General features: G+C 43.0%; 13 protein-coding genes. 11 read left to right on the forward strand and 2 right to left on the reverse strand.

Annotated features, from left to right (window positions below):
- Positions 1 to 2 precede the first annotated feature (2 nt).
- Positions 3 to 341: a DUF4870 domain-containing protein gene (locus tag BLS49_RS19650; protein ID WP_091234883.1), complete on the reverse strand. Its 339-nt coding sequence runs from the start codon at positions 339 to 341 to the stop codon at positions 3 to 5.
- 112 nt (positions 342 to 453) lie between these two features.
- Positions 454 to 1575: an MGDG synthase family glycosyltransferase gene (locus BLS49_RS19655; RefSeq protein WP_091234886.1), complete on the reverse strand. Its 1122-nt coding sequence runs from the start codon at positions 1573 to 1575 to the stop codon at positions 454 to 456.
- Between the two features lie 416 nt (positions 1576 to 1991).
- Here BLS49_RS19655 and BLS49_RS19660 point away from each other — a divergent pair, with 416 nt between their 5' ends.
- The 11 genes from BLS49_RS19660 to BLS49_RS19715 all read left to right on the forward strand — a co-directional run bounded on the left by BLS49_RS19660 (position 1992) and on the right by BLS49_RS19715 (position 12113).
- The gene (locus tag BLS49_RS19660; RefSeq protein WP_091234888.1) at positions 1992 to 2180 is read left to right on the forward strand and encodes a hypothetical protein; all 189 of its coding nucleotides are present in this window, start codon (positions 1992 to 1994) and stop codon (positions 2178 to 2180) included.
- A gap of 173 nt (positions 2181 to 2353) precedes the next feature.
- Positions 2354 to 3103, forward strand: coding sequence for a type I methionyl aminopeptidase (gene map, locus BLS49_RS19665; RefSeq protein ID WP_091234890.1), 750 nt, complete (start codon positions 2354 to 2356; stop codon positions 3101 to 3103).
- Between the two features lie 766 nt (positions 3104 to 3869).
- A complete protein-coding gene (gene coxB, locus BLS49_RS19675; protein WP_091234893.1) occupies positions 3870 to 4928 on the forward strand; it encodes a cytochrome c oxidase subunit II in 1059 nt (352 codons plus the stop codon).
- A 99-nt stretch (positions 4929 to 5027) separates the two neighbouring features.
- Positions 5028 to 6878: a cytochrome c oxidase subunit I gene (gene ctaD / locus BLS49_RS19680; RefSeq protein WP_175471480.1), complete on the forward strand. Its 1851-nt coding sequence runs from the start codon at positions 5028 to 5030 to the stop codon at positions 6876 to 6878.
- A complete protein-coding gene (locus BLS49_RS19685; protein WP_091234897.1) occupies positions 6875 to 7504 on the forward strand; it encodes a cytochrome (ubi)quinol oxidase subunit III in 630 nt (209 codons plus the stop codon). The genes ctaD and BLS49_RS19685 overlap by 4 nt, the downstream gene beginning before the upstream one ends.
- A gap of 3 nt (positions 7505 to 7507) precedes the next feature.
- Complete coding sequence (locus BLS49_RS19690; protein WP_091234899.1) at positions 7508 to 7828, forward strand: cytochrome C oxidase subunit IV family protein; 321 nt, start codon at positions 7508 to 7510, stop codon at positions 7826 to 7828.
- Between the two features lie 99 nt (positions 7829 to 7927).
- Positions 7928 to 8818, forward strand: coding sequence for a cytochrome c oxidase assembly factor CtaG (ctaG, locus tag BLS49_RS19695; protein WP_091234901.1), 891 nt, complete (start codon positions 7928 to 7930; stop codon positions 8816 to 8818).
- Between the two features lie 186 nt (positions 8819 to 9004).
- Positions 9005 to 9469 (forward strand): DUF420 domain-containing protein, encoded by a 465-nt coding sequence (locus tag BLS49_RS19700; RefSeq protein WP_091234950.1) that lies wholly within the window; start codon positions 9005 to 9007, stop codon positions 9467 to 9469.
- A gap of 545 nt (positions 9470 to 10014) precedes the next feature.
- A complete protein-coding gene (locus BLS49_RS19705; protein ID WP_091234904.1) occupies positions 10015 to 10740 on the forward strand; it encodes a hypothetical protein in 726 nt (241 codons plus the stop codon).
- Positions 10741 to 10779: 39 nt separating this feature from the next.
- Positions 10780 to 11193 (forward strand): GntR family transcriptional regulator, encoded by a 414-nt coding sequence (locus tag BLS49_RS19710; protein WP_091234907.1) that lies wholly within the window; start codon positions 10780 to 10782, stop codon positions 11191 to 11193.
- Positions 11190 to 12113, forward strand: coding sequence for an ABC transporter ATP-binding protein (locus BLS49_RS19715; protein WP_245742581.1), 924 nt, complete (start codon positions 11190 to 11192; stop codon positions 12111 to 12113). Before BLS49_RS19710 ends, BLS49_RS19715 begins: the two co-directional genes overlap by 4 nt.
- Positions 12114 to 12116: the final 3 nt, after the last annotated feature.

Raw genomic sequence — 12116 nt, forward strand, 5'->3', positions numbered from 1 at the left:
ATTTACATTCTGTTCAGCTGTTTTTCAGCCATGTCACCGATCAGGGGGAGCTTAAGCCATTTGCCCTGCAAGGAAGCCAGCATCATAATAACCCAGAGGGTTACCCCCAGTAAGGTAAGCAGTAAATTGACTACAATGCCGATGAAGGGTAAAAAACCTGAGAGCATATGAAAGACCATTAAACCTGCAAACATCATGAAGGATTGCAAGGCATGAAACAGCACAAAACGGCTTCTTCGTTCGATAGCTATAAAAAAGACACCACCAACAAAGGCGAACAAGTAACATAAAAAGCCTGCAACATTCTCATAAAGTCCGATTGATGATTTAAATGGTGACAAGGCCAAGCACCTTCTTTCGTGAGCGTAGTGATTTCTTAACATAATGTATGACGAGCCCCCTGCAACAAGAACTGCCTTTTAATTCAGCTTGGCTTGTTAAGTCAACTAATGATCACGAGGTTACAAAGCACTGCTCCATAATATCGTTAACGATGACCTCCGCAGCTTCGGGCTTGCGGAGGTCATTTATTTTGTGCTGGATTTCCTGAAATCTCGTTTCGTCGTGGAGCATAGAGTTGATTTGCACCATCAGTGAATCTACGTTATGAGCGATCGCGGCGATGCCCTTTCGTTGCAAATAGAGAGCGTTGTTCAACTCTTGACCGGGGACAGGGCGATACAGAATAAGCGGAAGGCGGCATTCGATCGCTTCTGATAACGTTATTCCACCTGGTTTGGTAATCATACAGTCACTCATGGTCATTACATCAGCTACATTATTTATATATCCGTAAATATGAACATCAGGACGATTGCCAAAGCGATCATTTAGTTGACGGTACAATTCCTTGTTACGCCCGCATACTACAATGAGTTGATATTGACTGCTTGAAGTTAGCGCTTCACAAATGTCATGGTTTCCCTGCATAACTCCGTACGCACCGGCCATCAATAAAATTGTTTTTTTATTTTTGTGCAATAGATTATTAAGGTGGCTGCTCTCCTGCTGGATACGGTTAAAATCAGGCTGGATCGGTATTCCGCTTGCCATGATACGCTCCTCAGGTATACCGAGATCTTTCATTTCTTGCTTGAGATCGTCAGTTGCCACATAATAACGATGAATTTCCGGATGCAGCCATCTTCCATGAAGATCAAAATCAGTAATAATGTTGATTAGAGGAATCGACATCCCTGTCTTTTTCAGAAGCCTCGGCAAAGTTAATTGTGGAAAAGTATGAATGACCAAATCTGGATCAAATGAAGTAACTGCCTGAAGCAGTGTGCTGGTTCCGAATGAATTGATTAAACGGAGCAGGGCGGTTTCTGATTGCATTTTTCTGGTGGCGTTATATATCCATCCATAGATAGATGGGAGTGTCTTGAAGCTGTTGAGATACACAAATTTAGTGAATTCATTGATCAGTGGGTGGGCTTGTGCCATCAAATCAAGGAGGACAATGTCAGTTACGCCCTTCCTGCGGAAAACGGTCTCGATCGCTTTGGAGGCTTGATAATGACCATTCCCGTAGCTAGCGTATAAAATCATTACTTTGAGCGTTTTCGAATTCAAGTGAGATTCCTCCTGTATAGGGTAGTCTTAATATACATTCCCTCTATTTCGAGAATACTGTACTTTTATCAGCTCTTGATAAACTTCACGTCAAACTGCATACTAAAGAGAAAATAGTTCCATAGTATATTTTAACCAGCTAATAAGCAACTATAAAAATAATTTCTAAATTAATAAATTTTAATTAGGTGTTTGGAAGAAAGCTGTAACTGTTGGCTGAATATGATACAATATGGAGGGTAGAGGTCTTTTTCCAACAAATTGCATTCACTGCAAAGACCGGCATACACTGCAAGGCGCTTTTCAACCGTGCTTGATCAATCGAGATTGAGCTTGCAACTTCATGAGCAGTCTACTTTGTCGCTTTTCTCGATTTTCGGAGCATTCATTTACAAGCGTTCTGGGAGGGAATTGGTATGGCAACTAAAGGTCACAATGAAGTAAAGGAAAGTTTGCGGGAAATGACCCGGATTTATAAACCTAAGGACCCTAAGAAATTCGTTAAGGATTATGTTCGCAAATACCGGATTACGGGCGGGTATGAAGAAGAATTGACCCATCTTGTTGAGCTTGAATTAGGTAAACTGGATTCCTCTGTCTCCTGATACATACTCGGGACAGGCATCATAGTAATCCGGCTGACAACAATTTGTGTTTAGTGATAATCGTCCTGGCGGATTGATCGCTGGGGCGTTTTTTTTGTTAGGTTCAGACATATATTATATAGAAATTATTTTGTATTGTAGATCTTGCAGTAGCCGCGAAAGGAGAGGCGGACATGAAAATTAATTTAAAGTCCAAAGAAGAAATAGCTAGAATTGGAGAGGCAGGGGGAATTCTTGCCGAGTGTCATAAAGAAATTGCCAAAATGATCGCTCCAGGGATCACAACACTTGAAATTGATGAATTTGTAGAATCATTTTTGGCGGACAGGAAAGCTACACCTGAACAAAAGGGATATCGTGGATTCCCATTTGCAACATGCGCTTCAATTAATGATGTGGTGTGCCATGGATTTCCGAGCCAGCAGCAATTACAGCCAGGAGATATTGTAACGATAGATCTCGTAGTTAATAAAAGCGGATGGTTAGCGGATTCTGCATGGTCATATCGGGTGGGAGAAGTCAGTGCGGAGGCTGACAAATTGCTTAAAATGACGGAAAAAGCACTTTATGCAGGGATTGCTCAAGCTTTACCGGGTAAAAGAATCGGGGACATAGGCTACGCTGTGCAACGTGTCGCTCAAGAAGCGGGAATAGGCATTGTCAGACCTTTGATCGGTCATGGGATCGGTAAAACCATGCACGAAGCACCAGACGTTCCTAACTTCGGACGGCCTCATAGCGGAGTGAAGCTTCAGTCTGGAATGGTCATAACGATTGAACCGATCTTTACCCTTGGTGAGACAGGGGCGATTATATGGGAAAATGATGGATGGACGATACGCTCCGCAGATCGAAGCTTGGGAGCTCATTATGAACACACATTAGCCATCACAGATGAGAGGCCAGTTATTTTGACTGCCTGACTCTAGATAGAATTGGAAAAGTAATAGTTTGTGAAGGAGTAGGAACCTCTTATAAAGGAGGTTCTTTTTTTTGCGTGATTAGATTCCAAATTCCTGCAATGGTGCATCTTTTTTTTCGATATGTTAGTCAGTATCGTACAATTCCTGCGAAAATGCAGTTTTTCAGCATACTTTTTGGTTTACTGGACTAAAATGATGAAATTACCTGCACTTTTACAGTTTTTTTGCATAGACGAGAGACATAGCTTTATAAAGCTGCACTTTTACAGGTTTTAGCATTTGCATCGTGAGAAACTCGAAGACAGAATCACGAAATTCATAAAATGAACAGACCCAAAAAGGCGATAATTAGCTTGATTGTTAAACTTTGTAATTCGGAATTTTACCTAAAAAAGTAAATTGAGACCATGTACCAAGCTATTTTCATAAAAATATCAAACAAAGTTAAAAGAAATGTCAAAAATGAATTAAGGATGAATATACCGATAATTTGGAATTATTATGGAAATATAAAAAGGTGTACGAGAGTATTAATAATAGCTGCAAACGCTAACAAAGCCTTTAACGACGCGGGTTTTCGGATTTTTGAACAATTTGTGAACTTGGTTGTGATCATTGACAAAATGGGGGTTCAATCATATATTTAATAGGTGATTGTGTTAATTGACAGGGTGAAGTTTCCGTGATAAAGCAGGTAGGTTTTTGGCAGGGTGTGTAGAAATGCCTGTACATAATCGGGAAGAAAACGTAAAAGTGGGGTAGATGAATGATGAAACCGTGGAAGGCTGTAAAGCGGCTCTTACCTTTGTTCGTCGGGCTTTCGCTCTTGCTGTCCGCTTGCGGTCGTGAGGATTTATCGGTGCTCAGACCACAAGGACCGGTAGCAGAAGGACAATTGGGCTTGATTAAACTGGCAATAACGATCATGGTTGCCGTAATGCTGATTGTGTTTGGGATCGCGGCTTATGTGTGGGTCAAATTCCGCCGTAAACCCGGACAAAATGAAATTCCGAAGCAAGTCGAAGGTAACTTTAAGCTGGAAGTCATCTGGACGGCTATCCCGCTTGTACTCGTCATTATTTTAGGCGTATTCACAGTTCAGAAAGTATTTGCTTTCGGAGAAAACTATTCCTCTGATAAAAATGCGGTAAAGGTGAAAGTTACTTCGCATTTGTTCTGGTGGGAATTCAGCTACCCGGATTATGGAGTAACGACTGCTCAGGATTTAATTATTCCTACAGGAAAGAAAATCGCTCTTGAGCTTAAGACTGCCGATGTGCTTCACTCCTTCTGGGTTCCTTCCTTGGCGGGGAAAACCGACACGAATACCGATGGGACAATAAACAACGCCTGGTTTGAAGCGTCCAAAGAAGGTGTTTATCTGGGTAAATGTGCTGAGTTGTGTGGACCATCCCATGCATTTATGGAATTTAAAGTGAAAGCAGTTAATCAGGAATCGTTTGACAATTGGGTTGCAGCGATGAAGGCTCCGGCAGTCCTTCCAGAAGAACCGGCTGTAGCTGAAGTGTTCAAGACACAATGTCTGTCCTGTCATGCTGTTGGTGATCAAGGACTTCCGGTTGGACCGAACCTTACAGGGATCGGAAGCAGAGAGGCTATCGCAGGTATCCTCCTTAATGCTGAGGGTGAAGGCAGACCGGAAGACGGCAAGCCAATTAGAGATAATCTCGTTGACTGGCTCAAAGATCCTCAAGGAGTTAAGCCAGGCAACAAAATGCCTGCTCCAAAAGAAGATCTTGGTCTAACAGATACGGAAATCGAAGCGATTGCAGATTACCTGGCTGATTACAAACTAACTTATTGATCTTTGGTGCCTCTGACGGCATTTGCATTAATGTATAGGAATTTAAAGGGGGTACAAACCTTGGCTCACGCTCACAGTGTCAAGCGGCACAAGGGTTTGATGGACTGGCTTACTACAGTTGATCACAAAAAAATCGCAATCCTGTATTTATTGGCGGGAGGTTTGTTCTTCGGAATAGGCGGTATTGAAGCGCTTCTTATCCGCGTACAGCTAGCTAAGCCGATGAACGACTTCGTAACAGCGCAGCAATTTAACGAATTGATTACGATGCATGGTACAACAATGATTTTTCTTGGTGTAATGCCTGTCATTTTCGCGCTAATGAATGCGGTTATTCCGCTGCAAATAGGAGCGCGTGACGTTGCATTTCCCTTCTTGAACGCGCTTGGGTTCTGGACCTTCCTGTTCGGTGGTTTGTTGCTGAACCTTAGCTGGATTATGGGGGGAGCTCCTGATGCGGGCTGGACATCTTACACTCCCTTGTCATCGACAACCTACAGCTTGACTCATGGCGTTGACTTTTACACGATTGGTCTGCAGATTGCTGGTCTCGGTACTCTGATCGGGGGGATCAACTTCCTCGCAACGATCATTACGATGCGTGCACCTGGAATGTCCTACATGCGGATGCCGATGTTTACATGGACGACTTTTGTTACTTCGGCGATGATTTTGTTTGCATTCCCTGCGATTACCGTTGGGCTTGTATTGCTTACTTTTGACCGGATACTTGGCGCTAACTTCTTTAACGTAGAGGCTGGCGGTAACCCTGTACTCTGGCAGCACATTTTCTGGATTTTTGGACATCCTGAAGTATACATTTTGATTTTGCCTGCGTTCGGGGTTATTTCAGAAGTAGTAAGTACATTTTCACGTAAACGTCTGTTCGGATACAGCTCCATGGTATTTGCGACGATCCTTATCGCATTCCTTGGCTTCATGGTTTGGGCGCATCACATGTTCACAACAGGAATGGGTCCAGTAGCTAATGCGCTGTTCTCCATTGCAACGATGTTGATTGCGGTTCCGACCGGTATTAAAATTTTCAACTGGCTGTTTACCATGTGGGGCGGTCAAATTACATTCAATACTGCGAATTTATTCGCTTCGGGTTTTATTCCGACCTTCGTAATGGGCGGGGTTACCGGAGTAATGCTGGCTTCTGCTCCTGCTGACTACCAATATCATGATACTTATTTTGTCGTAGCTCACTTCCACTATGTTATTGTGGGTGGTCTCGTACTTGGACTTTTCGCTGGCTTGCATTACTGGTGGCCAAAAATGTTCGGACGTATGCTGAATGAAAAGCTTGGTAAATGGGAATTCTGGACGTTTATTATCGGCTTCCATCTAACCTTCTTTGTACAGCATTTCCTTGGTCTGATCGGTATGCAGCGCCGTGTATTTACTTATTTACCGAATCAAGGTTTTGACTTAATGAACTTGGTTAGTACAGTCGGTGCGTTCTTGATGGGTGTAGGTGTTATTATTTTCCTTGTTAACATCGCTATTTCATTCAAGAAGCCAGTTGGGCTTCCGGATGATCCTTGGGGAGACGGACGTACTCTGGAATGGAGCATCCCATCGCCGCCACCGGAATATAACTTCAAACAAACTCCGCTTGTACGTGGAATTGATGCTTTATGGAAAGAGAAGGTAGCAGGACATACTGAAATGACTCCAGCGGAACCTGTTGGTCCGATTCATATGCCTTCACCAACGATCCTTCCGTTCTTGATGTCTGTAGGTCTGTTCATTGCCGGTCTTGGATTCATGTTTACGAGTGATGATTTCGGAAACAGCTTCTTGAACTTCATTTTCAGTAATTACATCGTTACAGGTATTGGTCTTGCGATTACTTTAGGCTCGATGCTGCTTCGTTCGCTCTTTGACGATCATGGCTGGCATATCGAACCGGAAGAACTGAACAATAAGGGGGTAAAAGCATGACGAATCCTCATGTACAGCACGCTTCAGGCGATCTTCCTCATGAACCGGAAAAAGCGACGCTTGAAGGACGCAATAAGGTGCTAGCCTTCTGGCTTTTCCTCGGCGGTGAAGCGGTATTGTTCGGTACGTTGTTTGCAACCTTCCTGACACTGCGTAATCAGATTGCTGACGGCCCATCTGCGAGTGAGTTGTTCAGCCTGCCGATGACAGCTGCAGCTACCTTTATTTTGTTAGTCAGTAGTTTGACGAGTGTATTTGCGATTCAAGCAATGCATCGCGGTAACAAAAAAAATCTGCAAGGTTGGCTTGCTGTAACTGTACTGCTTGGTCTTGCGTTCCTCATTCTAGAAATTTACGAGTTTTACGAGTATATCGTTCATGAAGATTATGGAATGACAACTAGCGCTTTCAGCTCTGCGTTCTACACGTTGGTAGGCTTCCACGGAGCGCACGTATTGTTCGGTATTCTGTGGATATCCATTCTCATAGGTCAATTGTCGAAAAAGGGATTGACTGTGGTTACGGCTCCAAAAGTATATGTATCTGCTATGTATTGGCACTTTATCGATGTAGTGTGGGTGTTCATTTTCACTGTTGTATACCTGCTCGGAAAGGTGGTTGGTTAGAGGATGACAAATCACGATTCCAATGGGGGCGCTGCTGTTAAACATCGTCACCGTCATGAAGGACCACAGAAGCACGTAGTAGCTTTTATATTTTCGATTGCCTTGACCTTGATCGCTTTTGCCGCTGTAGCAGCGGGTGGTGTGAATACCGCATTTACAGTTCTGATCCTGCTCGTAATGGCAGTGCTTCAAGTGCTGGTGCAGTTAGGCTACTGGATGCATCTGAAAGACAAAGGCCACATGATCCCGATCATATTTATGGCTGGTGGATTTTTTGTAGCGGCTACTGCTGTAGTTGCGGCGTTATATTGGATGTGGTGGTAAAGTTGAAAGAGGTGGGCTTACATCAAGCCCCCTCTTTTGCATTATTTGAGATGTAGTTCAAAAAGTCGGCTATGAAAGCTGGTGGAAGGAAGGTAAAGCGTGCTTGGGCTAGAATATTTTAAATTTGCGCAAGTGTGGAGTCCTGTCGCTCTAGCGGTGACGCTGCTCTTAATCGCGGGATATTTCATATTGATCGGCCCCATCGGGGACAAGTATGGCCAAGGAGAGACGGTACCGACAGGACGAAGATGCCTTTTTGTTGCGGGTTTGTTATTTCTTTATTTGGCACAGGCTGGGCCGATAGAATTGCTAGGTCATATGATGTTCAGTTTTCATATGGTCAGTATGGCATTATCTTATTTGGTAGCTCCTCCGCTTCTGATGCTTGGAGTACCGTTATGGATATGGAGAGGACTTGTTTCTTGGCTGAAACGCAGTCCGCTTCGACATCTTAAATTTATGCTCCATCCAGTTGTAGCGGCTGTAATTTTTAATGGTCTTTTCTCGTTCTATCATATCCCGGCTATTCATGATTATGTCATGCTGCATTTTGGGGTTCACAGGCTGTACTATATTGTCTTGTTCATCACTTCAGCTATGATGTGGTGGTCCTTGGTAGATCCTTTGCCGAAGCAGGGAGAGGCCCAAGGTCTCAAAAAAATGGGGTTTATTTTTCTAAATATGGTGCTGCTGACTCCGGCATGCGGGTTAATCATTTTTGCAGGTGAGCCATTATACGCGACATACAGTGATCCGATGATTTGGGCTAAAGCGATGGGATATTGTATCCCCGGTGATTCATCCAATCTGCTGGAGCGGTTTGGCGGTCCGGAGTTTTTTGGTTATTTGGAGCCGAAAATTGATCAGCAGGTAGGCGGGATCTTGATGAAATTTTTCCAGGAGATTATATTTGCAACTATGCTTGCTTATGTGTTCCTTCAATGGTATAGACAGGAGAATCGGGAGGATGCTGAAGAGGAATTGGCTTAGATTAACAAGAGAATGCAATCGATGGCTCCTGTGCGATTAATCACAATTGTGAATAAATGATGGATTATTGCAGAATTCCTTGAACTGTAGAGCTCAAAATCGTTATAGTCTATGTATGAGATTCTGTTGGTAGCTTCTGTACTGTAATACTGAGTTGTGAACAACTATAGGAGGATACGTATGAATTTGGATGTTTTTACAGTGTTTCCCACCATAAGCACATCATTTATTGTCATTAGTGCTGTGCTTGTAGCAATTGGATGGTGGCAGATCATCAAGGGTAAAAGAAATGCCCATAAAAAAACGATGATTGCGGCTGCCGTTGCTGCGCTCATTTTTTTCATCGTATACATGTCCAGAACAGTATTCATAGGGAATACTTCCTGGGGCGGTCCTGATGATTTGAAAGTATACTATCAGGTGTTTCTGATTTTTCATATTGTTCTTGCGACTGTAGCAGCTGTATTTGGAATCACGACGCTTGTCCTCGGTTTTAAAGAAAAGTATGCTAAGCATCGTAAGTGGGGGCGTGTTACCGCGGTCATTTGGTTCATTACAGCGATAACTGGTGTTGCTGTATATGTACTGCTGTACCTATTGTATCCTGGCGGACATACAAAGCCGGTGTGGGAAGTAATTTTAGGGGCCTGACGAGAGTCGGGTTCTTTTTTTACTATGAAAATGATGTTGAAGACGCTTAAATTAATTTATATGATTAACTATATCTGGGATAAGGCGTTAAGACATGGGAGGGGCTTATTCAGGCTGGTGTGAGTAGTTCATTAAGAACTGTTCCCGTCTCCAGTAGGTTATGGGTGTATCTCCATTGATGAAATCCTACACCGTCTGATCGCGGATGGATATAACGACATCGTGGCCATTGAGCATTTTGATGCTGCAGATGAGCTTTCCTATATACAAAGATCTGCTGAGTGGCTCCGATCCAGGCTGTCAGGTGGAAGAACGTCAAAAGTGACGTAGAAATGGTGGATAGGGCATCGAACGGGTGAATGAGTCGAGCCACCCGTATTCATGAAAGAGCTTAAGCATCCAATGCTAGAGCTTTTTTTTGTTCTCAGCAGGCATTAAAACGGCAATTTCCATAAACAGGGTTGACGACATTACGAGCACAGTATATACTGTGTATAAAGATATAAACAGTAAGCACAGTGAATGTTAATCAGAGGAAGGGTTGGATGGCCTTGAAAAGCTGGCAGGATGCGTGGTTCATTTTTTTTAGGGATATACGGAGAGACTGGTTGTATCTCATATTTACAGTATTATTCATGATTTATACAGGCATTATGCTGGGTAGTATGATTCATTCTCGAATAGAGGCGCAGTTTATACTGAACCCAATGGTAGATATGTTGATGATGATGCTGAGTCCGATGATTGGATTTTATTTTACAAGAAGATCATTAAGTTATCTGAAAGAAGATTCACACTCTCAGATGCTAATGTATTATCGTAGCCTTCCGATTCCGACTGAAATAGTTGTGATGAGCAGATATGTTCAGATGGGAACTGCGATCATAGTTAACGGGATTGTTTTGTACGGTGCAATGTACGTTTTACCGTTTGGGCTGGACGATATGAATTTTTCGAATTATCTAGTATTCGTTCTTACATGGATTGGGTTCGCAATGATGATTAATACCATTTACATTCACTTTGAATTATTGAGTAATGGTCGAGTGTATATGATGATGACATTGCTTATCATGGTATGTACGATAATCCTGGCTTTAATCATTACAGTATTTGATGGTAACGCTGTGATGTATTCGATAGAGTGCTCACAGCGATATGGATTTGCATCTCCGTTGATGTGGGGCAGCCTGATTTTAGGATTTATTATGATTGGAACGTTTGGGAAGAAGACGAAATACAGACTTGCTCAGCGCAGTTTTGTTAAATGATAGAGCACGGAAGGGGTATGTTGGAGGTGAATGTAAAAGGTGTGGATTCCCATTCAAATTAATGAAAACAGTACTGAGCCATTATATCACCAAATAGAGACGCAGCTTAGGTCACTGATCGTTAGCGGGCAGGTAGAGGAAGGGACGCTTCTTCCTTCAATACGTGAATTTGCAGGTAATTTGAATTGCAGCGTCATTACAGTCCGGCGTGTATATCAGGATTTGGAGAATGAAGGTCTGCTTCGAACGAAACAAGGTACGGGAACTTTTGTTGCCAGGGTTGGAAAAGATGAGCGTGATGAATATCGCCGAAATGTAGTGCTGGAAGCGGTAGAGGTTACGGTAGACACTGGTTTATCTGTGCAATATCCAGAGGATGATCTTAGGGATCTGTTCCTGGAAATTCTAAAGAAGAAATACGGTGAATCTCATAATAAGGGGAATTCCAAATGACAGAGTACTTAATGGAACAAGATATAGCAATCGAACTTACTGGGGTGAAGATTACGCGAAGACGGAGAAAAACGATCGGACCAATCAATCTCCGAATTCCACAAGGACACATTGTTGCCCTGGTTGGACCAAACGGTTCTGGTAAAAGCACTATCATTAATATGATACTTCAGACGATTAGTCCAGATGAGGGAAGTATAACTTGGTTAGGCGAAACGTCAAAGACTGCTCTTCCGCTAGAAATCAGACAGCAGATCGCTTACGTTCCAGAGCATCCAATTAATGAAGAGAATTTCATGACTGCGGATGAGGCGGCACGCTTCAGATCACATTGGTATCCAAACTGGGATGAGGTACGATTTGATCAATTGATGAGTCGATTTGAAGTGTCTAGACATGAAAGGTTAAACCGTTTGTCCAAAGGTGAAAGACGGAAATTTGAAATAGCAGCTGCATTTGCGGCTAAACCTAAAATTCTTTTACTGGATGAACCTTCATCAGGGCTGGACCCTTTTGCATGGAAGGATATGATCGAGCAGCTCCGATGCTTCATGGAGGGTGAGGATGTTACCGTCATTTTGTCTTCTCATATTGTGGAGGAAGTGAAACGTCTGGCGGATTATATTGTGTTGGTCAACTCTGGTCAAGTATTAGGGATGGCTGAGAAAGACGCTTTGTTTGCTAACTGGAAGGAAATTTGGGTGCGCGGTGAGCTGGAAGGATTGGATGGGCTTGAGGCAGATATCCTGAGACGTGATTATGGACCAGCGATGACCAAATTGATTGTACGAGAAAGTGAAGCATTGGAACTGTGGCAGCATGAAAACCGTATACAAATGGTGAAGAGCCGTAGTCTGGAGCTAGATGAAATTTTAGAAATTTGGATTCAAGGTCACACACCGGATGTTTTATCAAAATAGGAA

The sequence above is a fragment of the Fontibacillus panacisegetis genome, assembly GCF_900102215.1.
GTDB lineage: Bacteria > Bacillota > Bacilli > Paenibacillales > Paenibacillaceae > Fontibacillus > Fontibacillus panacisegetis.

Excerpts from the sequence above, each read along its gene's own strand:
- coxB (WP_091234893.1), top strand. The coding sequence starts at position 3,870 with ATGATGAAACCGTGGAAGGCTGTAAAGCGGCTCTTACCTTTGTTCGTC.
- BLS49_RS19715 (WP_245742581.1), top strand. The coding sequence starts at position 11,190 with ATGACAGAGTACTTAATGGAACAAGATATAGCAATCGAACTTACTGGG.
- map (WP_091234890.1), top strand. The coding sequence starts at position 2,354 with ATGAAAATTAATTTAAAGTCCAAAGAAGAAATAGCTAGAATTGGAGAG.
- BLS49_RS19685 (WP_091234897.1), top strand. The coding sequence starts at position 6,875 with ATGACGAATCCTCATGTACAGCACGCTTCAGGCGATCTTCCTCATGAA.
- BLS49_RS19705 (WP_091234904.1), top strand. The coding sequence starts at position 10,015 with ATGGCCTTGAAAAGCTGGCAGGATGCGTGGTTCATTTTTTTTAGGGAT.
- BLS49_RS19690 (WP_091234899.1), top strand. The coding sequence starts at position 7,508 with ATGACAAATCACGATTCCAATGGGGGCGCTGCTGTTAAACATCGTCAC.
- ctaD (WP_175471480.1), top strand. The coding sequence starts at position 5,028 with ATGGACTGGCTTACTACAGTTGATCACAAAAAAATCGCAATCCTGTAT.
- BLS49_RS19660 (WP_091234888.1), top strand. The coding sequence starts at position 1,992 with ATGGCAACTAAAGGTCACAATGAAGTAAAGGAAAGTTTGCGGGAAATG.